The following is a 23253-nucleotide window of genomic DNA, read 5'->3' as shown; positions in this document are numbered from 1 at the left end:
TAGGCCTGCAAACAGCCGCACGATGTTGTCCGCCCGGCACCAATTAAAGAAAGCCCCACGCGGGCAGCAGACGTATGCGATCGGGTACCCGTAGCTGACATGCGTGGCAATCACGATGAAACGCCTGGATGGGCTGGCACGGTGAATTGAACAACGGCGCCGCGGGGGACGTTCGCGCTGGCCCACAACCGGCCGCCATGTGCGTCGATGATCGAACGGCAGATCGACAGCCCCATCCCCAGACCGCTAGGCTTCGTGGTGTAGAAGGGAGTGAAAACATGATCGGCGTCGTGCGGAGCAAAGCCGGGCCCTGAATCGCGCACTGTCACGAGCACGCAGTCAGAGTCGGCTTTGCCTGTGCTGACGAGCAAGTGTCGCGCGCCATCGCTGACGCCGCTCATCGCTTCGAGCGCGTTGATGATCAGATTGAGGAGCACCTGTTGCAGTTCGACACGGTCTCCTTCGATGAATGGCGAGCCGTCCGCGAGTTGCGTCTGTACCGAGGCGCCAGTCTTCATGGCTTCGCCACGCGTGAGCTCGATCACCTCGCGGACCGCCTCGTTGATGTCCACCGGCTCCTTGCGCGGCGGCACCTTCCTGACCAGATCGCGGATCCGGCCGAGCACGTCCCCCGCCCGAGCTGCGTCCTTGACAATAAGCCCGAGCACCTGCCCTACCTCGTCGACGTTGGGAGGCTGGGCGCGCAGCCACCGCAGCGCGGCATGGGCGTTGGCCACCGTTGCGGCGATCGGCTGGTTGACTTCGTGGGCGATCGAGGCCGTAAGCTGGCCCATGGTTGCGACACGGTTCGCGTGTGCGAGTTCGGCCTGCACCTCGCGATAGCGCCGCTCGCTTTCGCGCGCTTTGGCCTCCGCGCGCTTACGCTCGGTCAGATCGAGCACGAAAGCGACACCTTCCTTCCGGCTTGCTTCGAAAGCGGTCGCACCGAGCATGACGGGCACGCGGCTGCCGTCCTTCCTGATGTACTCCTTCTCGAAAGGCTGCGCGCGCCCCGTCGCCCCGATCTCTGCCAGGGCCCGTTCGTCGCGCTCGAGCCATTCTGGCGGCGTCAGATCCCTCCAGCCCACGCGACCCGAGAGAAGATCCTCCCGCTCGTATCCCACCATGCGAAGAAATTCGTCATTGGCCTCTAGAATGTCGCCCCCAGCATTCCAGACGACGATCCCGATGATGTTGGCGTCGACCAGGCGCCGGATCTTCCCTTCGCGCTCCGCAAGATCGCGGTACAAGCGGGCATTTTCCAGCGAAATCGCAGCCTGCGAGGCCAACAGCTTCAACACGGCGATCCTGGTCGGACTGAACACGCGGGCAGTCAGACTGTTTTCGAGGTAGAGCGCGCCGGTGAGCTTCGCCTGATTCATCAACGGGAAGCAGAGAATTGAACGGGCGCGATGCTGACGGATATAGGGATCTGCGGCGAACGAGGACTCAGCCGCGGCATCGTCAAGAAAGACGCTCTCCCGGGTGCGCAGGACATGATAGAGGATCGACTCCGGCAGCATCGCCGGGCTAACGGGAACATCGCGCAGCTGCAACGTGGGCGCGTCGCCGGTGGTCAGCGCTTCCGCCGCGATCCGTTCTTCGCCGTCAGCCGACAGAATCAACACGCCTCGTTCGGCGCCCGCCTGTTCGATGGCCGTACGCATGACCATCTCGATCAGCTTGTCCAGCACGATGTCGCCCGAGGCGGCCTGCGACACCTTGATCACCGTCGCGAGGTCGAGGTGTTCGACTGGCGTTGAAATCGTGGTCGTCGGCCCGGGCGCACGCTCTTCCGCCCTCAGGTCGGGATACCTCTCCTCGAGTTGCCGCACCTTTCCGTCGGCTCCCCAACGCAGGTAGCCATATCGTGCGTCCTGCAGATACACACGGGCAATCTTCCCGAAACCGCGCGCCGCGTAAAAGCGCGACGCGAGTTCGTTGGCGAGTGCCTCACCGTGGACAAAGCCGCTTTCCCGCGCCGAGTGGATGGCCTGTTCATAGAGCTGTTCGGCATCCACCACGCGGCCTTCGATCCGGGCGATCTCGGCACCGACCAGCGCGGCGCGGTCCGCGAAATTCTCCGGGCAGTTTTTCGCCCAGATCTGGAGCTGCCGGTAATGTGCGGCGACATCGTCCTGGTGTTGTGGCCTCTCGTCGGCCGAGACGCACTCGCACCACGCGACCCGGGCCAACGCGCCGTAAAAGTGATATTCGGCTTCCTCAATTAACGAGGATGAGGTCCAGAGCAGCCGTTGCGCCTTTGATGCGGCGTCCATGGCTGCCGCATGGTCGCCGGCGAGATAGCGCGCCTGCAATTTCCGGATCCAGTACCAGCACGCAGCTAATGCCAGGTGCGGGTCGCTGGACAGATGGGTTTCGGTGCGAGGTTCATTGAACTGTCCGTCGTCAAAGCAGCCGAACGTTGGCGTCAGCCCGCGAAGCGTCCGGATCAGAGCGCGTTGTGTGGTGATGAGGTCAATGACAAGACCAAACCGCACCTTCCCGGCGTACGCAAGGCCGCGTTCGGCTTCGCCTTGCGCCTCGTGCAGCGGCTCGCCGGCGAAGAGCAGGTCCGAGTTGATTTCGTTGCCCGCGTAGGCTCCATACGCGAGGTCTCCGATCCGGTTCGCCGCTTCGAAAGCGCGGCGCATCAGATCACGGCGAAACCGCACGTGTTTCATCCAGGGCATGTCGAAAACCGCGAAGCAAAGATACGTGCTCGCCTCGAACCCTCTTAGTCCACGTCGTTCGACGAGGTCGCAGCCGAGCTGGCCGAACCGGAATCCGGCCTCGTAGTCACCGAAACGCCCTCCAGTGACCCTGCCGACACAGGCATATAGCACACATGAAGCGTCACAGTTACCACGCTCGAGGCTGAGACTGACCCCCTTGCAGGTTGTCAGGGAAGCCAGGTTCGCATCTATAAACAAGGCAGGCGCGAAAAACTTGCCCAGCACCTCGACGGTCGCGAGCGAGGCTGCGTCCTCCATCACCGGTAAATCGATGAGTTCCTCGATGGTCCGGTCCCCAAGCTGTGTCCCGATGCGCTCATATTCCCGTCGCACCTCCTCGTCGTCCGGATGAGGTGACCACTCGATGCCGACATGCCGAAGGTAGGCGAGGCACACAGCGACCGAGCGGTCGTTCTGACCGAGAGTCGTGCAGACTTCCATGTGCAGGCATGCGACGCTGGCTCGTTCGACCGTTGTCGTGACCCGATTCGATAGCGCCGCCAGGCGCTCGTCTGCCACCGATAACTGCCCGGTCAAAAATTCGCATTCGGCCCGGTTCAGTTCCAGCGCAAAGATCAGCTCATGCCGGCGCTCCCAGCATTCGTCGTTCAATAGTTCCGCGCCGGTGATGAGATAGGTGAGCGCCGAGGCATAGGCTGTCGACGCCTTGGCGCGCCGGCCGGCGAGCAGGTTGAACCCGGCCAGTTGCTCCCGTTCACCCTCTTCGGTGATCAGCGCGGCGCCGCGATTGAGCTGACCTACGATCTCGAAGATCGCCTCCTCCCGCTTTTTCGGAGGCGTCCGCGCGGCGAGCAGCCGCCCGGTCCGCAGATGGGCCGCGGCGCGCGAGGCGTCGGGGATCAGTGAATACGCGGCTTCATGAACACGGTCGTGACCAAACCTGTAGTGGCCCTCCAGCCGCTCGACCAGTTCCTGACGCGTCGCCTCCCACAACGCCGCGTGGACCTGCGCCTCCGGAATGCCGAGAACGGTCGACAGTGTCGTGATCCCGGCGACGTTGCCGAGATAGGCAAGCTGCTGCAACGCGTGCCGCGTCCCAGCCGGCAGCCGGCTTAGCTTGCCAACCATCAGGTCCACGACGTTGTCGGTGTAACCCTTGGCATGGATGCGACCGGGATCCCAGCACCACTGCCCCGCGTCATGATCGAAGGTGAGCAGATCTTCTACGGCAAGCGCGTGCAGAAACTGGATGACAAAGAACGGATTGCCACCCGTCTTGTCATGGACCAGTTGCGCCAGGGGCGCGATGCGCGCCGGCTCGCTGTGAAGCGCCTCGGCGATTAACTGGTTGACATGCTCGCAGGCGAGCGGAGCCAGCGTGATCTCATGGATCCAGCCGCCCGCGTTCTTGATGGCCTGGAGCTTGCGGGTCAGCGGATGCGTGGCATCGACCTCGTTGTCACGGTAGGCGCCGACCAGCATCAGATGCCGCAGATCCGGGTGGGTCAGCAGGTCCTCGAGCAGGTCGAGTGTCGCGGCATCGAGCCATTGCAGGTCGTCGAGAAAGAGCGCAAGCGGATGTTCCGCCCGGGCAAATACACTGATGAAACGTCGGAACACGAGCATGAAACGGCGTTGCGCCAGTTTTGGCTCTAGTGCCAGGACGGGTGGCGGCTCACCGATGATCAGCTTCAGTTCGGGGATAAGGTCGGTCATGAGCCGGGCATTGGGCTCCAGCGCCTCCAGCAAGGCGTCGCGCCAGCTCGCCAGCTCCGTGTCGGGCTTGCCGAGCAGCGGGCGCACCAGGCCTTGAAATGCCTGGACCAGCGTCGAATAGGGGATGTCGCGCTTGTACTGGTCGAACTTGCCGGACGCGAAGAGCCCCCGCGGCGGCACCAGCACCTTGTGCAGTTCATTGACGACCGAGGATTTGCCGATGCCGGAATAGCCGGAGACCAGCACCAGCTCAGGTGGGCCGCTCCCAACGATCCGATCGAACGTGGCGACCAGGGTGTCGACCTCGCGCTCCCGCCCATACAGCTTCTCGGGTATCAGCAACCGGTCAGGCGTGTCGTGTTCGCCCAGTGGGAAGGCATCGACCCGGTGCCGACGCTGCCAGTCAACGAGGCAATGCTGCAGATCATGCTCAGCACCGGCGGCGGTCTGGTAGCGCTCTTCGGCCGTCTTGGCGAGCAGCTTCATGACGATGTGGGAGACTGCGGCAGGGACGGTCTCCACCAGCTCGCACGGCGGCACCGGCTTTCTGGCGATATGGCAGTGCACCCATTCCATGGGGTCAGCAGCCGTAAACGGCAACGCGCCCGTCAGCATCTGGTAGAGCGTGACACCGAACGCATAGAGGTCGCTGCGCGAATCGATCGAGCGGTTCATCCGGCCCGTCTGCTCGGGTGCCATATAAGCGAGCGTGCCGGCGATCGTCTCGGGCGGTTCGGGCGCCTGTCGCTCACGCGGCAACCGAGAGGCGAGGCCGAAGCCGGTGAGCCGGACCTGTCCGTCGGCGCAATGTACGAGGATATGCGCGGGCTTGAGATCCTTATGGACGAGGCCGCGCTGGTGAAGCTTGCCTAGCGCTGCGGCGATGCCGGCAGCGAGCGACAAAAAATCTCCCATCTCCATCGGCGCGCCGAGCAGACGCGCGAGCGGCTCACCGCCCGGGTCCTCGAGCACCAGCAGGGTCCGGCCGCCTTCGCGCACTAGTTCCAGCGGCCGCACTGCCCACGCGCCATCGAGTTCATTCTTCAGGCCAAACGCGTGAACGAGGCGATCAAGGCTGGCGGGTAATGGATGTTCGGCGGCGGGACGCACCAGCAGGACGTTGTGGCTATCTACACCCGGGCGCCGCCCTCGGCAGAGGACGCGCTCGCCATCGTCCCACAGGATCTGGAGGCTGTTACCCATTGGCACCGGAACCAAATGTAGGTTGTCATCTGGCGCACGGGGCCTTCTCGCCGCCGCCCGTCATTGGTGGAGACGCTACATTCGTTCCCACGGAAGCGATGATTACATCAGGATACACTTCGGCGACCGCGGTGCCATCGATAGTAGTCAGAGGAACTTGTCGGGGCCCGCGTTCACGCTACGCTGACTGCCGCCCGGACACGGCCCGGCGTCACTGACGCCGCTTCTGCCTGAGTGCGTGATATGCCAGTCGTCAAAAGCCGGGCTTCGCGCGGTACGTGGGGGCCAGCGTCGCGAACGGCGCTCACAGTACAATCGCGTCGGCCGCGCACAGCCGCGAAACCCGATTGATGCCACCATTCCATGTCGAAGTCTCGGCATCATCCACGTTGAACCCGGTCAGATAATTCAGGTCAAGCGCGCGGATCTGTTCGGTGGTTGAAGCGAAAATATCACCGGACCGCGCAATCAATAACCGTAACCAGCTACCGTGATAGGGCGACTCGTGCGCTCGTTCGGCAGGCATACACGCCTGTTCGCATCAGCAGAGGAATTCCTGCAATCCGGCCATCTCGCCTCGACGTCATGCCTGATCTCCGACGTCATGATGCCCGGCATGTCGGGAGTGGAAATGCACGACCGCATCATTGCACTCGGGTATGTGCCGCCGACCATCTTCATTACGGCGTTCGCATCGGCCAACCTGAAAGCAAAGGCCCTGGCAATGGCGCGCTGGCTGTACTCGAGAAACCGGTTGATCCCGACGCCGTCGCGCATTGGCTCAGCGTTGCCCTGGACGTGCCATAGCGGATCGACAAGAGGCCGGAACGGTGCTTCCGATCGCGCCGCTCTCAAGACGACTTCTGCGACTGCGCATTGACGCGCAACGATTCCGATTTTTTGACGAGATCCGCGACGGATCGCGCCGCCATCTTTTTCATGAGTTGCGAACGATGCTTCTTCACACTGATCTCACTAAGATTCACCTCGAAGGCAATCTGCTTGTTCATCAGTCCGGCCACGACGAACCCCATGACTTCTCGTTCACGCGGTGTGAGCGAGCCATACGCAACACGGAGCGCCGCGATCGATTGTTCGGAGGCGAGCCGCTCACCGTCGCGCACCAACGCATTGGCGACCGCATCCAGCATGTCCTGCTCGCGAAACGGCTTCGCGAAGAAATCAACTGCTCCCGCTTTCATGGCCTTGACTGTCATTTCGATATCACCATACCCCGTCATGAATACGATCGGCATGCACACACCGCTCTTTGCGATCTGTTCCTGAAAGGCAAGGCCATTTTCGCCGCGCAGCCTGACATCGAGAATCAGGCAACTGGGCGCGTCGTACTTCGGGAAAGCAAGAAAGTCCCCCGGCGATTCGAATGTCTCCAAACGTAGCCCGACCGATCGAAGCAAATTGCCAAGGCCTAAACGCATCGACTCGTCGTCGTCGACCACATAGACCACTGGCTCCTTGCGGTCGCGTGGGCTCTGCGTTGAATGCGAACCCGAACTCATCTCACCTCCTCTCTCCCAACTGACGGCGCAAGCGGGGGCGTCGTATCCGACAATGTGGTCGACGACGCTGCGCACTGCTATAAACGGGTTTCGGCGAACCCGCCCTTCATGGCGGTGTTCATTCATGCCGGGGGTACAGGCCACCGGGGCGCCGACATGCCCATCCATACTTCCGCTCGTTCCCCTGCCTTGGCGAAGCTTCCTTCCGTCGCGACCTCCATGAACGAGATGATCCCGGCGTAGCTCGTCGCGAAACAGATAGATAACGCGTCAGCGCCATATAGCAATCCAATGCGAAAGCCACGTTGAGAAATAGCCAATTGATCCATTGACAGCCCCCACTATTGGCACATGCATGGTCGACCTCAATGCCGATCTGCATTGCACCAGCTAGAGCAGGCAAATGCGGTGCAGCTCTACTGTTCGCCGATACACGTTCCGGTTGAGCCACGGTACGAATGTGTACTCGTCGTATGCATTTGCACCGACAAAGATCCAGTTGTGCAGTACGTTGTACATGATGTATCCCCCTCGAAACTGGCCGTGACTTCACACGACGTGTTGCGAGGCGCACCGCGCGATCGCATCGGCCATGACACAAGGGTAGGCGCGCGGGCGCCTAAAGACCACCCTACGGACGGGTGGCGCTGCTCCTACCTAGGCTTCAGACGCTCATACCAGGGTATAACCTGCGGGGCCGGGATACTCGCCGCAAGTTGGAGGCACGCTTGAGGCACGGATAGTCCGACGCGCCGTTTTCGGCCCGCTGTCGCGAGCAGTAGCGTCAGCACCTGGCATCGTGCCGCGCGTTGCCAGGCTCTCGCCGCACCGCGGCGGATGGTCTGCGTGTGCCGGTCCGGATATGTAGCAATTCACTCACACGGTTGCGACGCAAGGAACGCTGTAACTCATACCAAAGTATGTGTTCGCCGTATCGGCAAACCTGCAAGCGGTACCCGGCATAGGCACGCGATGAGCAGGGTTGGGCGATGCGAATGCGGGGCACTAATACTTGTGTATGATTCCCGGCCGCTGGTACGACAATTACGCTGGGTAACGTAGATGCAGGCGGATGCATGCAGTGGCGTTCTTGCTGCGTGAACTCCCTTTCCTGAAGATCGAGGCTGATCTTGTGTTCTGCTCCGGTAGTTTCGATAGTTGACGACGACGAGGCCGCCCGCCTCGCGATGGGGAATCTCGTGCGCTCGATCGGCAGGCATACACGCCTGTTCGCATCAGCAGAGGAATTCCTGCAATCCGGCCATCTCGCCTCGACGTCATGCCTGATCTCCGACGTCATGATGCCCGGCATGTCGGGAGTGGAAATGCACGACCGCATCATTGCACTCGGGTATGCGCCGCCGACCATCTTCATTACGGCGTTCGCAACGGCCAACCTGAAAGCAAAGGCCCTGGCAAATGGCGCGCTGGCTGTACTCGAGAAACCGGTTGATCCCGACGCCGTCGCGCATTGGCTCAGCATTGCCCTGGACGTGCCATAGCGGATCGACAAGAGGCCGGAACGGTGCTTCCGATCGCGCCGCTCTCAAGACGACTTCTGCGACTGCGCATTGACGCGCAACGATTCCGATTTTTTGACGAGATCCGCGACGGATCGCGCCGCCATCTTTTTCATGACCTGCCCACGATGAATCTTCACAGTGATTTCACTGAGATTCATTTTGGAGGCAATCTGCTTGTTCATCAGTCCGGCCACGACGAACGCCATGACTTCTCGTTCACGCGGTGTGAGCGAGCCATACGCAACACGGAGCGCCGCGATCGATTGTTCGGAGGCGAGCCGCTCACCGTCGCGCACCAACGCATTGGCGACCGCATCCAGCATGTCCTGCTCGCGAAACGGCTTCGGGAGAAAATCGACTGCCCCCGCTTTCATGGCCTTGACTGTCATCGGAATGTCACCATGTCCGGTCATGAATACGATCGGCATGTGCACATCGCGCTTCGCAATCTGTTCCTGGAAGGCAAGGCCACTTTCGCCGCGCAGCCTGACATCGAGAATCAGGCAACTGGGCGCGTCGTCGTACTTCGGGAAAGCAAGAAAGTCCCCCGGCGATTCGAATGTCTCCACGCGTAGCCCGACCGATCGCAGCAAATTGGCAAGGCCTAAACGCATCGACTCGTCGTCGTCGACCACATAGACCACTGGCTCCTTGCGATCGTGTGGGCTCCGGGTCGAATGCGAACCCGAACTCATCTCACCTCCTCTCCCCCAACTGACGGCGCACGCGGGGGCGTCGTATCCGACAATGTGGTCGACGACGCTGCGCGCTGCAATGAACCGGTTTCGGCGAACCCGTCCTTCATGGCGGTGTTCATTCATGCCGGGGGTACAGGCCAACGGGGCGCCGACATGCCCGTCCATACTTCCGCGCTGCTCGTTCAGAGGTTGAAAACCGGACATACTCACGTCCTGTTTTTTCGACCGACCGCTGCCCGTCCCTGCCAGAGGATCACGGTAGCTATTCTAGGTGATTTGGATTCGCACGTCTTTCCTGCACTGTTTCCATTGGGGGTAACCTGGGCGCGGTAATCGGCGTCGCCGGCGATGCGCCTGCCGGACGAGCTGGAGTTCGGGGCGCAGACTACACGTGCGTGCGCCGATCTCAGTGCGCGCCCGCCGCCGAAGTCCCGCCGCTGCCCTTGCTTGGCCTCATCAGCCAGATTAGAGGAATGGTCACGATGAAAATCATCGACAAGAGGCAGAAGATGTCGTTCCGCCCGAGCATCGCCGCTGGATCTGTTGCAGTAAGGCGTTCCGTTACGATGCGTGAAAACGACACGAATAAGCTCGATGAAGACGTTGAATCCGGCGGTGGCCCGAGTGCTCAAGCGCCTGCATTATCCGCTCGATGTAATACTGACCTGCGTGCGCTGGTACGTGGCCTATCCGCTTTGTGCACCCTCCAACTAACGGTGATTGGCTCGAGGACTCGTACAAGTATTTGGGAGCACCGCGAGCGTCGAGCCGCTACTAGGCGGCATGCATCTCGCCGTGCTGTTCGGAGCGGACGCGGACCTTCCCGTCGGTGATCTCATGATTGCCACTGGCACGGGCAAAGAAGGGCTCGTGCTGAGCGGGGTATTGTCGCGTTACCTCGGTGCCCGCAAAGCGCACATTGCGCAGCGTGGTTCTCGGCTTCGCCTATGTCAGCGACGCGGGTGAAGTCGTGCGTATCGCACGCATTCTGCGGCGCGCGTACGACAGATAAAAACTGCTAGAGAGTGATGGCGTTATCGGACGCGAAGAGTGGGTGTCGCGCGACTCCTTCGCGCGCGCGCTGAAGGGCGTCCGTCACGGCCTCGTCGCCGTGTGTGAGTCCCTGCAGCAAGACGAAGTGAGCGCTTTTCAACCCGATGGATCCGAGCGCGTAACGCAGATACGGGGTGAGGAAATCACCTTGCCACGCACGCTCGCCGCTATGAAAACCTCCCGAAGCGACAATCACGAACGTGGGTCGGTCACGCATCAAACCGACCTTGCCTTCAGGCGTTACGGCGAAGGTGCGATGAACGCGCAGCACATAGTCGATCCACAGCTTCAGCGCGGCCGGAACCGTGAAGTTATGCATCGGTGTATTGATGATAAGCGCGTCCGTCGTTTCGATCTCGCGAATGAGTTGCTCGGACACGTCGAACCGGCTCGCATCAGGGTCACGTGAAGTGATGGCTTTCGCATAGTCCTGCGTGATCGGTGGCAATGGCTGCGAGGCAAGATCACGTTTTACCACTGCTCCATGCGCACTCTTGCCCAACGTGCGGATCATCTCAATCGCGAGACCGTAACCGTGGCTCGTTTCGCCGTGCGGGCTTGCGTTAACGAAAAGAATCTTCATCGCGCGCACTCCGATCCGCTCTGGGCGAGCGATTCGACGAAGTGCATACCTCTGGCGAGCAAGCCGTTGCGGAAGTAAAAGCGTTGCGCGAGCGCCATGTGCAATCCGGTATCGAGCAGGAAATGCGCGCAGGACGCGCGACGAGCAATCTCGCGAACCTTGTTGAGCAGTTGCGCGCAGAAGGCGTCAGCGTCAGTCAGATGCGGTCGCAGTTCCTTCATGATGTCGAAGGCGCGGGTCCAGTCATCGGGGGAATCGAGGTGCCGGAAGGTCGGGGTCGTGTCCATACCGTGTTGTCCATATTGCATCGCGCCTATCATATCCAGTTGACGAAACGCGCTGTAGGGCCAAGAAATGATCATCGGACCAGGCCATCTTCGATGGCTCGACCAGTCCGACGATACCTGACGAGAGCGGTAGTCTTGAACACATCGCCGACGGTTTTCGTCCTTCGCGCTCGAGGGAGATCCTTCGTAGCTCGACAGGATGTGCGGATATTTGACGCCTGCTTGCCTTTCGAGCCCGCTCCGATCTCAAAGGAGACTTATTGATTTCCCCTGAGGGACTTGTATTCGGTGGATCGCATCTCCGAGAAATGCGCGAAAAGGTCTTCGCTTCCGTCATTCGGTTTGATGAAGCCGAAACCTTTTGCATCATTGAACCACTTCATGGTATCTGCAGCCATTTTCTCCGCCTTTGAATCCGGTTACCGAGATAATGCATTTGACTATGAGGGCTGGGCGATCGATATCAACGCCGCCTCGACCATCACATGAAAGGAGGTCATCCGTGCCTGCCAGTTGAACAGGGAAAAGTCTGTCCTTGCTCTGAATGCAGCGATCACCGTTGCCGATTCTATTGGACGTTTTTGGAATACTCAACGAACCTCTAGTATCCGCGTATAGACTCACGTATAGGGTCGTCGCCGCCAAGACACCGAACGGGTTCACGGACGGACACACCTCGGAAAATACCTCTCACGCGCTTCCTGAATCACATCGTCGACACCCGGAGGCGGCTGCATCATATTTGAGGTTTCGAAGCACACCGTATCTCGACTGGATGAGATCAACTGAGTTTGATCTTTCAACGCTGCAGACTCGAACGTCGGAGCCATAGCACTAGGAGTGCCGCTCCCGCTGTCCTGACGAATCAAGACCTTCGTGTGGTTCGCTCTGTGACTCGCGGTGTCACGCCGCGAACCCGTTGAAAGAGCTCGGGTATTGAATTTATATACTGATGGAAGATTGCATAGTGCTCTGATGTTTCGTTCAATTGGAAGTTGGTAGCCTTGGGGCGACTGGCACCGGCATCCTAACCGGGGTTCACCGGTCCCATCACAGAGCTTCCTGTCTAACGTTACAAATGGTACGAGGTCATCCTTAATGTCGGTCTCTGGCTGGTTTATTGTCACCTTGGCTTTGTCGATGGCCAATCTTCCTTTCAGTACAACAAGGTTCTTTGGTGTCATCTCTCTTCGGCATGGCAAGAGAATCTGGATTTACCTAGCGGAGTTTGCGTTGACGTATCTGATTTTGGCCTCCACTGCTTATGCATTAGAGGCACGGGAGGGTAGAGTGTTCGACCAAGGTTGGCAATTCTACGCAATCACTGTATCGCTGCTGGCAGTTTTCTCATTTCCGGGATTTGTGTTTCGATTTCTACTCCCACGCAAATAGCTTTTCGCTATGGATTGGCCGAACCCGAATCAATAGTCGGGCCTGAATAATTCGTTTTGCGCGGCGCTGGCTCTCATGCCGTGAAGGCGACAAGGGCCGATCGGTTGAGCAAAGCCATCAGAACAAGGGCGCAAAAAAGCCGCAGCTTCCTGAGGATCATGCGCAAGTTGTGGCCGGCACCGCACATCACGGCGTGAATCGCATCACCGAGCGCGCCTTTGAGCCAGTTCCGATCGAGTTTGCCGTCCGCCTTCATGTGACCGATGGCTGGTTCGATCGCGCTTCGCCGTCGGATCATCGCGCGCAGCCCGCGCGTGATCCCGCGCCGCAATCCCGGGTGGTAGATCTTCACACCCTCTACAGCGACGCCCTTGTAGCCGCGATCGACGATGGCGACTTCCGGCTTCACGTCGCTCAAGATTGCCGCTTGCTCCAACGCTTCACTCAGCGTGTGACCGTCGTATGGGTTACCTGGCATCGAGCGGGCGCCAACCACAAGCCCCTCTTTGTGGGTCGTCGTGATCGACACTTTCACACCAAATTCGTACGGCGTGCGGGCTTTGCCTTTCGCCAAACACTCGACTTCTGGCGCATGCAGCGCATACAGCTTGTTCTTGTCCTTCTGCTTTTTGCGACAGGATCTGCTTGGTGCGGCCGATCAACTCCTGCAGCGCGCCGCGCCCGATGTCGGCGACTGAATCGAGTTGACGCTCAACATCACGCATCACCCGCCCAACGCGCGAGCGCAACGTGCGCAGCGTCTTCTTCATGCGCTTGTATTGCTTGGCGTGTGCGTAGCGGCCAATCTGACTGGCCAGGCGCGGGGTCTCGCGATTGTAGTTCTGCCGCAGCTTCAATCCGTGTCGCGTGGCGGCCTTCACCAGATGCTCGCGGCACCGCTCGAGCAAGCGCGAATCGGTGGGATGGGCGATCGCTTTTTGCATGACCGTCGTATCGACGATCACGTGCTTCACGCTTGAGGCCTTGATCACACCCGCACGCTTGGCGGCGTCGATTGTCTCGGCCAGTAACTCTTCAACGCCAGCTTCGCCCAGACGCTTACGCCAGCGCGTGAGGCTCGACGGATCGATCGGCGCCTGGGTCTGCAAGTACGTCTCGCCAGTGAAAACTTGCCAGTACGGGTTCTCCACCCATTGCCAGACGACTTCTTCGTCGGACAAGTCGAATGCATGTTGTAAATACAGCAGGCCAGCGATCAGCCTTGGTGACGTTGCCGGACGACCCTTGCGTGAGACGAAGCTCTCGCTCATCGACACGCCCAATCGATCCCAGTTGATCAGATCGGCCAAACCGACCAACGGATGCTTCAAGTTGATCTGCTCGCGCAACGGTTGCCGGAAGAAATCTCCCTCTGCCACAGGCGTCTTCTGACCCATCCGCACCTCGTCAAAAAATGCAGGATTTACGCGCTAATATGCCTGCTTCCTGCAATTCCATCAACACCGTTCAGGCCCAAAACCCTTGCCACACAAGGCTTCTAGGATTGTTCAGGTTCGACTCAATAGCGAAGAGGCTGGCAGATGACGAGACGTCGTTGGAGTCATTCAGTGCCAAGTAGGGTATCGGCTATGTCCTGCTTTCAGCCGGACATGTTGGCCGGCTGGTTGCGACGTTAAGGTGTTTGAATCCTTTTCGCGTCTAACGCAGCGTTTACCGCGTCGTGCGTACGTGCGAACTCATTCTCGAAATCAAGCGTGTGTCGAGCGGTGAACATCGCCATCAAGACGTCTGCGCCACCATCGTCCGAGCTCTTGATCCAAAACCAGAGACGGCGCTCACGCACATAGAACATGGAGAAAACTCCGACCACAAGAAAAAGGCTCCCGACATAGACTAGTGTCTTACCCGGCGCCCGCGTCAGCTGGAATGCCGACGCCTGTACCTGCGTGAATGAATCGAGTTGAAGGAAGATCTGCGCCCCATAGTAGAAGCTGTCCGAGAGCGCATCGATTGAGGATCGGATAAACGAAATATGTGACGGGGTCTGTTTCAGCTCGGGCTCGCCATGCTTAATCCGCGAAATCTGCCAGAGATCCCACATCACGCCATTGAGCGTGCGTAGAAGCGCCGCGGCCGTTTTCTCCTGTTGCACTTCGGGTGCCGATCGGTCAAGCAAGCCGGCAATCGCCTGGAAGCCGCCCGCTGATTGCATGACAGTCGTTGCAGCATTGTCCCGTTGAACACCTGCGAACTCATCCAGTAGTCGAGATACGTCGGATTCAGCGCGTCTCTGAGTATCAGTATCAGCATTTAAATACGAACGCCGTATAAATCGGGCCACCGCCCGGTTACGCATGTCGGGAGATTGCAAGGCGGCTCGCAGGTTCATCCAGTCCCGTACCGAATTATGTTCGTCGGCGGGAATCCTGAGAAACCGGAATGGATCGTTGAGATCCAACCTCACGCCGGTCAGAAACATCTGCTGTCCCGAGATATTAACGGGAAGCATAAAAGTCCGGTATTCATATGCCTGGCCGTTGACATCGCGGACCTTATATTGCACCGAGGGTCCGAGATTTCGCAAACTCGTAGGCTGATTGCGTTTCGCACCTGACCCAAGTCGTGCGACAACCTCATCTTCGAGCGCATGTTCTTTGGGAACGCTTCGCACACCATGAGCGCTGTCGGCGTTACGCGTATCTTCGACGTTGATCGAACGGAAATCGGTGAACTCCACCGTCTCTGCCTTCTCGCCAGCGGTCTGAGGACCAATATGCGTTATACCTCCGATCACACCCTGAAGCGGCTCCGTGGCTTCCGTCCTACCCGCCATCGGCCATACCGTCATCGCGAGTCTCGAACCACCGTCCTGGAAGCTCGACTGATAGATTGAAATGCCGTCGTAGGTGAACGGCTTGTTCACCTGGACGCGCGCCTGAACGCGCCGACCTGTCTTACGATCCGTGACAACAATGTCACTTGCGAACAGCTTGGGCATACCCGTCGAATAATAATCAACGACGAACCTCTTTAACTGAATTGAAAACGGTAAATCCTGGACCAGTGAACCGTTCGGTCGACTAAGTACCGCCGAGCTAGTCTGCTGTCCTTCGGGTACAAGAGCGAACGCTCGGAACGTTGGATTTGAAGGCGATAGTCGATGGTCTGGAGAAATTGCGTCGACGTCGGAATCCAACTCAGTCGCTGTCTTGCCAGAGGTCCACATCTGCAGTTCGATGGGCAGATTGCTGTCCAGCAGACCGCCCACACAGATGACCACGATCGCCAAATGAGCCGAAATGTAGCCCAGCTTTGTGAGGGCACCGCGCTTGCCTGCGATCAGGATCTCGCCTGCACCGGTATCACGCGTGACTAGCTTGTAGCCCAACTGGCGTCCGAGGCGCATCAGGATTTCTGCCGTCTTGACGCCACCTATGGTGGCCGCGTGGAACTCACTCTTATAGCGGAATGCGCGTAGGCTCCCTTCGCGCACGCGGTCCTTCCAGCTGCGCGCGTCCATGATCATCTTCGGGGCGTTGTGAATCACGCAGAGCGAGACCGATATCACAAGAAAGACCAGGATCAACATGAACCACCACGAACTGTACACGTCATACAGACCGACGCTACGGAAGATGTCGGCCCAGAATGGACCGAACTGATTCACGTAATTTGCGTACGGATCCTCCTGCGTGAGGACAGTACCGATGATGCTTGCAATCGCCAGTATCACTAGCAAAGCGATGGCAAAGCGCATTGACCTGAGGAGGTCTATGGCGTGCTTGAGTTCGTATGGATTTCGACGAACTCTCAAGCAAATCTGGCCTTCCGCTGTCGGACGTTCGCTCAAGGGCACTCCATGTAGTGGTGGTTTCGATGGTGTGGAGGATTGGTATCCATGTCATGTCGGACTGTCGCTGTCCTCTTCACTAATACATCCAATCCCGAATCCTGATTTCTACACGAGTTTATGGCGAGAACAAAGAGTAGCTGACTATACATGCGTATATGGCGGGTTTCGCCGTTCGCCATCAACGGGCCGCAACCATAAGGGCATGATTCATATACCTGTGGATCGTTGATTGATGGAGATTGAAAGTATCTAATTCAGTAGCCGACACCGGCTACGGACTGGGACGTCGCAAAGCGTACTTGATCCCGGTTATCTCGTTCACATATAGGAGAATCCGCATGTTGAAGCGACTCTCAGTCATTGGTGCTGTCTTGATCGCGTGCACATCGTCGTTTAGCACCGGCGCTTGGGCTGACTCGGATGGTCAAGACCTCCCCGCAGTAAAACGACAACTACCGCAATACACCGTAGATGGCCAGCTACTACTTCCAAAGAACTTTCATCAGTGGATCTATGTCGGAAGTCCGTTGACACCGAACGCCCTTAACGGAGGAAAGGCGAATTTTCCGGAGTTTCACAACGTGTACATCGAACCGGGTTCGTACGCAATCTATAAAAAGACTGGCGAGTTCCCTGAAGGTACTATCTTTGTCAAAGAGCTTCAGCTGACCCAGCCGCAACAGTTCCCTGATGGGTCAAGGAATGAGCCTTCCGGGCGAGGCTTTTTCCCTGGAAAGTTCAACGGAGCCGATGTCACGGTGAAGGATTCGAAGCGCTTTGCCGCAACCGACGGTTGGGGATACTTCAACTTCAATCACTTCGAGCCGAAGGCGAAGATGGCAAAAGTCAAGGCGAAACAGGAGTGCGCATTCTGCCATATCGCTAGTGCGAAGAAGGACGACGTGTGGACGCAGTTCTATCGATTGCTCGACGATGATGGGCACCTGAACCCCAATTACAAGCCGGAATCTCAGTAGGGTCGTGCGCCCCGGCTATATCTGCTGGGAGGCCACGCGAGGCATCCGATGAGATCGCGTCGGCCAACCAGCGCCGTACCTCTGCGTCGCATTGCACATTCCGCGGCGCCGGACGCGTCAAGGACTGTAACCTCGCTCTTAATACCGGACTCTCGATCATGTCTTTCGGATTTCTTGTGCTGAAAAATATGCGAGAGTCGAGCACTCGTGTCAGCTGACGCGAAGAATCATCGGTTACGAAAGGAGTGACGCCATGCTTTTCCCTCGTCAAATGGCACCTGCACTTGTCGTTGATACGTTGAACCACGGTTCGTTCGATCTCGCCTCAGAAGTGCCAGTGCGAATGACGCTGATCTGCTTTTATCGCGGGCTTCATTGCCCCACTTGTGCGATGTATTTAAGGGAGTTGGAACGACTGACGCCGGAATTCGCTGAGCGAGGGATCACGACAATTGCCATCAGTTCCGATAGCGAACCTCGCGCGAGAGAGATGCAGAAAAAGGTTGGAGCTAACAGCTTGCGCATCGGCTACGGACTTTCGGTAACGGAGGCACGAAAATGGGGACTTTATATCTCCACTTCGCGCGGCAAATCATCCATTGGGGTCGATGAGCCTCAAATGTTCTCCGAACCTGGCTTATTTTTGCTGCGTCCAGACCGGACTATCTACTATCTTTCCGTCCAGTCGATGCCTTTCGTGCGTCCCAATTTCAAGGAACTACTGCAGGCTCTTGATTTCTCGATACAGCATGATTACCCGGCGCGCGGCGAGTACGCAGGCGCATTATGACCTTTTAGGTCGATTCGTGTTGCTTTGAGCGCTCACCGAGAAGGGAGTGCTCACAGCGCGGCTAAAGCGTAGTGACAGTCTTGCATGACCACGCAGCAGCAAAGGGCCAAAGAGTGCGTATTTTTTGGGTCATTGCGCTGGCGAAATCATTGTATCGTTATCGCCATCTCGGCCAGAAGAGCTCGAGAAAATGTGCGTTCGGAGTCTCTAGGCGGTGCTTTCATAGAAACCCGCGAAGCGAGGCCGATTCTGTCTTTTTGCCGATGCTCCGGTCGGTCAACGCTTGGGCCCTACATGTCGTGGCTCCGCATGTGTGTAGCGAGCAAGCAATGCGAGTTTGCGTAGAACAACGCACCCGTTCGTGCGCGATTCATGGCATAGAGAGCGCGCCGAATCTTGGCTCTATACGATATGCCATCGGATTCATAGTATAGGCCCGGTGGCACTCCGCCACTTGCACTTTGGGAGCCTATGATGCCGATTCTTACCACCGATATGCTCGACGTAATCCGGCGCGCGATCCTTTCATTCGTAGCGACAGTAAACGAGGATGGATCGCCGAATCTTTCGCCGAAGGCGATCGCTAATCGCGCTCAATGACGCACTGTTTTTCGCTGATATCGCCTCGCCCCAGACCGTCGAGAATGTTCGGCGAAATCCGGCAATCTCGATCAACGTGGTCGATGTCTTCGCCCGGCGTGGGTATCGCTTCAACGGTACCGCAAGTGTGCTGCCGGCTGGCGATCTTGATTGGGAATTCGTCGCCGAGTGGGTTTGGCGGACGAACGGCTCGGACTATCCCGTGAATCACGTCGTCCGCATTGACGTACGTGAGGCGCGGCCGCTGCTGTCACCTGCCTACCGCTTCGGAGACGTGGCATCGGAAGACAGTCTTCGGGAAACGTATATGGCGAAATACGGTGTGCAGAAGCGGGATTGAAGCATGCCATTGCAGATTATTGGCGAACTCCGTTCGGATAGCTACTGTCCGACAGCACTACAGCTCGCCGTGTTTTGGACCGTGAGCGGGCGTCGGTCGACGCATTGTCAGAGTCGTCCGAATGTTGGTTTCGTCTAGGCGTCGCTGATCATGTCCGCCGACGCCTCTAACGCCCGGTTTGCCTGGCGATCACTGAGGCAGCAGAAGGCATTCACCATCGAATTTTTCTAAATCTATCTTCAGGCTCGAGTGCCGAGTATCGCTGACATTTTGCTCACCGAAGAACTGTCAGCCGCGACATATGCAACGCACACACCGATACAGAGGTTTTGAAGTAACCGTAGCCCTTGAAGCCGTGTGGGAACCGTCAGGGAGCGCCGTGCCGTCGCTCCCGAGCGGATTTGTCACCATCGTGTCTATCGGGCCGAAGGAGTTGTCGAGTCCGCTGGTATCTCCTATCCGTCCGAAGAAAGACAATCAGAAGTTGTTCGGAACGGAAGGGGCGGCACTCATGGCCGGGTTCAGCGCTGGCCAACGAGTCATAGACAATGGGCTCATGCAGGGATAATCCTGGCTGATCTCGCGTCCCAGTTCTTCAATTGATGCGCGACTCAAAAGGAAGCCCCCGAACGCTGCTTCGCCGGAGAGTTTGGATGTCCACCCAACCTTCAGCCTGGGGCTGCTGGGCTCAATGCGGAAAGGACGGGGAGTGCTATCGGATTACGCCGACGTCCCGCCGAGAGAATGTTCACTGCCGCGTTGACGTCGCGGTGATGATGCGCACTGCAACCGGACCTGCATCGAATTGCACACGAAAGCTTCCAGCGATGCCAGTGCCAATGATGAGTGACCGGCCGAATCCTCGCGCATGGCGGTGGCAATCCACGCAGGTGGCACAGTGACTCACAAAGGTGACATGTTTGTATCGCATTGGTTAACGTCATGGGGCATTTCGTGGGTGACCATGCTTCCGGTTGTCATGACAGCGGCTCCATTTATTCGCAGGGTCGCCGAACGAATTGCGAAATAAGCCTTGTACCTCATGCTGGCTGGTGGATGTTGGGTATGCCGGTGTCTAGAGGAAAGAGCGCTTTCTAGACTAGAGGAGCCGAACACGTCGATGTTCGCGGAAACGATAGGCTTAGTGAACCTTGGCCATCCACAGCCCTGCTCAGGCCTGTCGAACGACGAATCAAGAGGCTCGACCAAGACAATATCCACGTAGACGCCAGCTTCCGTATGATCGTTGTATTCCCCGGAGACCAGGCGCTCGGCCCTAGTCTCCGGAGTGACACGGCGCTAATCTGGCGTCAGTCGATCGATCGCTTCATACGACTTTCCATACCGCATCATGAGTCTCAATCGCCTTGCTTGAGCGCCGAGCGCATTGCTGTTGGCATTCTAGTACCGGCATCGCTTCCGGTTCCGCGCGCGACCCGACTGGTCGCAGCAAAGCTGCTCGGGCGATCAAGCAAATCGCACCTGTATCGGCGACCACGCGCCGCGAGTCCTCACGGACGAATGCGAATGATCGTCTTCCCTTCGCGTCGCTTGGTCGGGTTCAAGGCCGCGACGGCATCGTCGAGGGTCGAGACGTGACCGATGTTCGTCCGCAGTCGCCCGTCGCGCACCCGCTGGACGATCTCATTCAGTTCGGCACGATCGGACTCGACAACAAAGTCGACTACGCGACCGTTGTCGGGACGTGCGTTGGGCGGCCCGACAACGGACACGAGTGCCCCGCCGGCTCGAAGCAGGCCCGCAGATCGTTTACCGATGTCACCACCGATGACATCGAACACCAGATCGACTCTGCCGATGTCCTCCAGCGTGTCGCTATCGAGGTCGACAAACTCTTGCGAGCCGAAGTCGAGCGCCTTCTGACGGTCGGCGGCGCGCCCGGTGCCAATGACATACGCGCCGGCCTCTCGTGCGAGTTGCGTCACCATCGTCCCGACTGCGCCGGCCGCACCGTGAGCGAGGACGCGCTGGCCTGCCTGAAGACGCCCGTGTTGGAACAGCCCTTGCCATGCGGTCAGTCCTGAGATCGGCAGGCTTGCGCCCACCGTGAAGTCGACATCGCCCGGCAGCGGTGCAAGGTTGCGTGCCTCGATCGCCACATACTCGGCCAGGGTGCCGTCACGGTACCAGTCGGCGAGGCCGAACACCCGCTGGCCCACAGACAGCCCCGTCGTTCCGTAGCCGAGAGCGGTGACCACTCCCGCCAGCTCATGGCCAGGGATCGAAGGTTTTCGGTCACGGTCGCCGCGATCGGTCCAGGTCGAGGGCCACGCCATCTCAGTCGGGACGAATCCCGACGCATGAATCTGAACGATGACATCGTTTATCGCTGCCGACGGCTCCGGCCGCTCGACCAGCTTCAATCCGGCCAATCCTGCAGCCTGATCTGCTACTACAATCGCCTTCATGTGGATTCTTTCCATGGTTACGTGCCTCTTTAGTGGAACCGTCGCAAGGACGGCCGCGTGTCGCTCACGGACGAATTCGGATGATCGTTTTTCCGTTAGTCTTTCCGGTCGGGTTGAGGGCGGCAACGGCGTCCTCGAGGGTAGCGACTTTGCCGATATTCGTCCGCAACCGTCCGTCACGCACTCGCCGGACGACTTCGATCAGTTGAGCGCGATCGGATAGGACAACGAAGTCGATCGCCAGGCCGTCAACGGGTCGCGCCTCGGCCGGTCCGGCGATGGTCACCAGCCTTCCTCCAGCTCGAATGAACCCTGCGGACCGCTTCCCGATGTCGCCGCCGAACACATCGAAGACCAGATCGACTCCACCGACATCTTTTAGGTCGTCGTTCTCAAGGTCGATGAACTCTTGCGCGCCGAACTCAAGCGCCGTCTGACGGTGCGCGGTGCGTCCGGTACCGATGACATGAGCCCCGGCCTCACGTGCAAGCTGAGTTACCATCGAGCCGACTGCACCGGCCGCGCCGTGCACGAGGACGCTTTGCCCTGCCTGAAGGCGGCCGTGGTCGAATAATCCCTGCCAAGCGGTCAGTCCCGGCATTGCGACGCTCGCGCCCACCGTGAAGTCGACGTCGCCCGGCAGCGGCGCGAGGTTGCGTGCCTCGATCGACACATACTCGGCCAAGGTGCCGCTGCGATATGAGTCCGTGAGGCCGAACACTCGCTGCCCCACCGACAGCCCCCTCGTGCCATAGCCGAGAGCGGTGACCACTCCGGCCAACTCTTGCCCGGGAATCGACGGCGTCCGGTCACGGCCTTGACGATCGGTCCACGTCGAGGGCCACGTCAGCTCATCCCAGGTGAACCCCGACGCATGGACCTGAACGACAACGTCGTTTATCCCCGCCTCCGGCCCGGGCCACTCGACCAACTTCATCCCAGCCGTCCCGGCAGCCTGGTCCGTCACGATGATCGCCTTCATGTGATTTAACTCCTCGGTTTTTCGCAGAAAATGTTGCTGCGGTGAATAACCCGTTCGACCTCTGACGCGAGGCGCCACGGGAAATTTCCGAAAGCGAAGGACGAACAGCGCCTCGCCCGTGGTCGTGATCTCGCTTCCCCCCTGCTCGATGTAGCGCAGCGGTTCGACCAACACTTCATCGAGGCGGTGCCCAATTTATCGGCTTAGGGGCGGACAGCCGGTGGTGTATATCCAGTCTGACGATTACGCCGGTATGTGACACGACTGACAGTCCTTCTTGTAGTCCGTGGATGTAGTCTGCTTCGGATCGGTTGCATCAAACCACGACCAACCCCATCGGTCGCCACAAAGCTTAGTAGTCCGTAAGCACGTGCATATTTTGCTTGCCGTCGACAACAGCCGCGGTCGTTCCTTTGTACGGTGATCGCGTATCCGTCTGCCCGTAGGCTGTGACAGCGACCGTCATGGACAATCCCGCCAGGGCGACGCCCAAGGCACCGACAATTCTCATGGCCCTGCTCCTCGTGTGTTGGAGAACACATCTAGTTTCCCGCCGGAAGACATAGAGGTGCAACGGCGCTTGAGTATGCGAGCAATATGCGTGAGTATGCCTCCGAGATTTCGCTCATAGCGCGTAGGTTGACTGAACA

Annotated in this window: 16 protein-coding genes and 5 pseudogenes; 8 read left to right on the top strand and 13 right to left on the bottom strand. The window is 58.9% G+C overall.

The window, feature by feature from the left end:
• Positions 1-110: 110 nt before the first annotated feature.
• Together FAZ95_RS27275 and FAZ95_RS39540 are read right to left on the bottom strand one after the other, a co-directional pair.
• A complete protein-coding gene (locus tag FAZ95_RS27275) occupies positions 111-5615 on the bottom strand; it encodes a trifunctional serine/threonine-protein kinase/ATP-binding protein/sensor histidine kinase (RefSeq protein WP_137335596.1) in 5505 nt (1834 codons plus the stop codon).
• 304 nt (positions 5616-5919) lie between these two features.
• Complete coding sequence (locus FAZ95_RS39540) at positions 5920-6141, bottom strand: hypothetical protein (protein ID WP_175425713.1); 222 nt, start codon at positions 6139-6141, stop codon at positions 5920-5922.
• Here FAZ95_RS39540 and FAZ95_RS27270 point away from each other — a divergent pair.
• Entirely contained in the window at positions 6121-6495 is a 375-nt protein-coding gene (locus FAZ95_RS27270; protein ID WP_254700306.1) for a response regulator, read from the top strand. The two genes, FAZ95_RS39540 and FAZ95_RS27270, sit on opposite strands and share 21 nt — an antisense overlap.
• Here the strand turns inward: FAZ95_RS27270 and FAZ95_RS27265 are convergent.
• Positions 6467-7135, bottom strand: coding sequence for a response regulator transcription factor (locus FAZ95_RS27265; protein WP_137335595.1), 669 nt, complete (start codon positions 7133-7135; stop codon positions 6467-6469). The two genes, FAZ95_RS27270 and FAZ95_RS27265, sit on opposite strands and share 29 nt — an antisense overlap.
• Before the next feature lie 176 nt (positions 7136-7311).
• Positions 7312-7464: pseudogene (locus FAZ95_RS40230) on the bottom strand (LysR family transcriptional regulator); the annotation flags it as partial.
• An 870-nt stretch (positions 7465-8334) separates the two neighbouring features.
• On the opposite strand from FAZ95_RS40230, the gene FAZ95_RS27255 reads away from it, so the two are divergent.
• Positions 8335-8637 carry a response regulator transcription factor gene (locus tag FAZ95_RS27255; RefSeq protein WP_437437788.1) on the top strand — a complete coding sequence of 101 codons (303 nt, stop codon included), beginning with the start codon at positions 8335-8337 and terminating at the stop codon, positions 8635-8637.
• Between the two features lie 44 nt (positions 8638-8681).
• Here the strand turns inward: FAZ95_RS27255 and FAZ95_RS27250 are convergent, their stop codons facing one another.
• Positions 8682-9353 (bottom strand): response regulator transcription factor, encoded by a 672-nt coding sequence (locus FAZ95_RS27250; protein WP_137337619.1) that lies wholly within the window; start codon positions 9351-9353, stop codon positions 8682-8684.
• Positions 9354-9950: 597 nt separating this feature from the next.
• On the opposite strand from FAZ95_RS27250, the pseudogene FAZ95_RS27245 reads away from it, so the two are divergent.
• Positions 9951-10052 (top strand): annotated as a pseudogene (locus FAZ95_RS27245) (IS6 family transposase); the annotation flags it as partial.
• Between the two features lie 322 nt (positions 10053-10374).
• Here FAZ95_RS27245 and FAZ95_RS27240 read toward each other — a convergent pair.
• The 3 genes and pseudogenes from FAZ95_RS27240 to FAZ95_RS27230 all read right to left on the bottom strand — a co-directional run.
• Positions 10375-10992 carry an FMN-dependent NADH-azoreductase gene (locus tag FAZ95_RS27240; RefSeq protein WP_137335593.1) on the bottom strand — a complete coding sequence of 206 codons (618 nt, stop codon included), beginning with the start codon at positions 10990-10992 and terminating at the stop codon, positions 10375-10377.
• Positions 10989-11279, bottom strand: a complete 291-nt coding sequence (locus FAZ95_RS27235) for a GNAT family N-acetyltransferase (protein WP_137335592.1) — start codon at positions 11277-11279, stop codon at positions 10989-10991. The genes FAZ95_RS27240 and FAZ95_RS27235 overlap by 4 nt, the downstream gene beginning before the upstream one ends.
• 260 nt (positions 11280-11539) lie before the next feature.
• Positions 11540-11677 (bottom strand): annotated as a pseudogene (locus tag FAZ95_RS27230) (cold-shock protein); the annotation flags it as partial.
• 700 nt (positions 11678-12377) lie between these two features.
• Here FAZ95_RS27230 and FAZ95_RS27225 point away from each other — a divergent pair.
• The gene (locus FAZ95_RS27225; RefSeq protein WP_137335590.1) at positions 12378-12671 is read left to right on the top strand and encodes a DUF2818 family protein; all 294 of its coding nucleotides are present in this window, start codon (positions 12378-12380) and stop codon (positions 12669-12671) included.
• A 73-nt stretch (positions 12672-12744) separates the two neighbouring features.
• On the opposite strand, the pseudogene FAZ95_RS27220 reads toward FAZ95_RS27225, so the two are convergent.
• Positions 12745-14068 (bottom strand): annotated as a pseudogene (locus tag FAZ95_RS27220) (IS5 family transposase).
• Between the two features lie 236 nt (positions 14069-14304).
• The gene (locus tag FAZ95_RS27215; RefSeq protein WP_137337618.1) at positions 14305-16389 is read right to left on the bottom strand and encodes a cytochrome c biogenesis protein ResB; all 2085 of its coding nucleotides are present in this window, start codon (positions 16387-16389) and stop codon (positions 14305-14307) included.
• Positions 16390-16823: 434 nt separating this feature from the next.
• Between FAZ95_RS27215 and FAZ95_RS27210 the strand changes: the two genes are divergently transcribed.
• From FAZ95_RS27210 to FAZ95_RS40565, 4 genes are all read left to right on the top strand, one after another.
• Positions 16824-17462: a cytochrome P460 family protein gene (locus FAZ95_RS27210; RefSeq protein ID WP_137335589.1), complete on the top strand. Its 639-nt coding sequence runs from the start codon at positions 16824-16826 to the stop codon at positions 17460-17462.
• A gap of 253 nt (positions 17463-17715) precedes the next feature.
• Positions 17716-18252, top strand: coding sequence for a peroxiredoxin-like family protein (locus FAZ95_RS27205; protein ID WP_137335588.1), 537 nt, complete (start codon positions 17716-17718; stop codon positions 18250-18252).
• Between the two features lie 550 nt (positions 18253-18802).
• Positions 18803-19192 carry a pyridoxamine 5'-phosphate oxidase family protein gene (locus FAZ95_RS27200; RefSeq protein WP_254700305.1) on the top strand — a complete coding sequence of 130 codons (390 nt, stop codon included), beginning with the start codon at positions 18803-18805 and terminating at the stop codon, positions 19190-19192.
• Positions 19193-20060: 868 nt separating this feature from the next.
• A complete protein-coding gene (locus FAZ95_RS40565) occupies positions 20061-20222 on the top strand; it encodes a DUF2798 domain-containing protein (RefSeq protein ID WP_137335586.1) in 162 nt (53 codons plus the stop codon).
• 95 nt (positions 20223-20317) lie between these two features.
• On the opposite strand, the pseudogene FAZ95_RS40560 reads toward FAZ95_RS40565, so the two are convergent.
• From FAZ95_RS40560 to FAZ95_RS27180, 3 genes and pseudogenes are all read right to left on the bottom strand, one after another.
• Positions 20318-20476, bottom strand: a pseudogene (locus tag FAZ95_RS40560) (peptide-methionine (R)-S-oxide reductase); the annotation flags it as partial.
• A 227-nt stretch (positions 20477-20703) separates the two neighbouring features.
• Positions 20704-21621, bottom strand: a complete 918-nt coding sequence (locus FAZ95_RS27185; RefSeq protein ID WP_137335585.1) for an NADP-dependent oxidoreductase — start codon at positions 21619-21621, stop codon at positions 20704-20706.
• A 64-nt stretch (positions 21622-21685) separates the two neighbouring features.
• A complete protein-coding gene (locus FAZ95_RS27180; protein WP_137337617.1) occupies positions 21686-22603 on the bottom strand; it encodes an NADP-dependent oxidoreductase in 918 nt (305 codons plus the stop codon).
• Positions 22604-23253: the final 650 nt, after the last annotated feature.

The organism is Trinickia violacea, from assembly GCF_005280735.1.
Taxonomy (GTDB): domain Bacteria; phylum Pseudomonadota; class Gammaproteobacteria; order Burkholderiales; family Burkholderiaceae; genus Trinickia_A; species Trinickia_A violacea.
The sequence above is the reverse complement of the archived record's forward strand: the minus strand, read 5'-3'. Positions and strand labels throughout refer to the sequence as shown.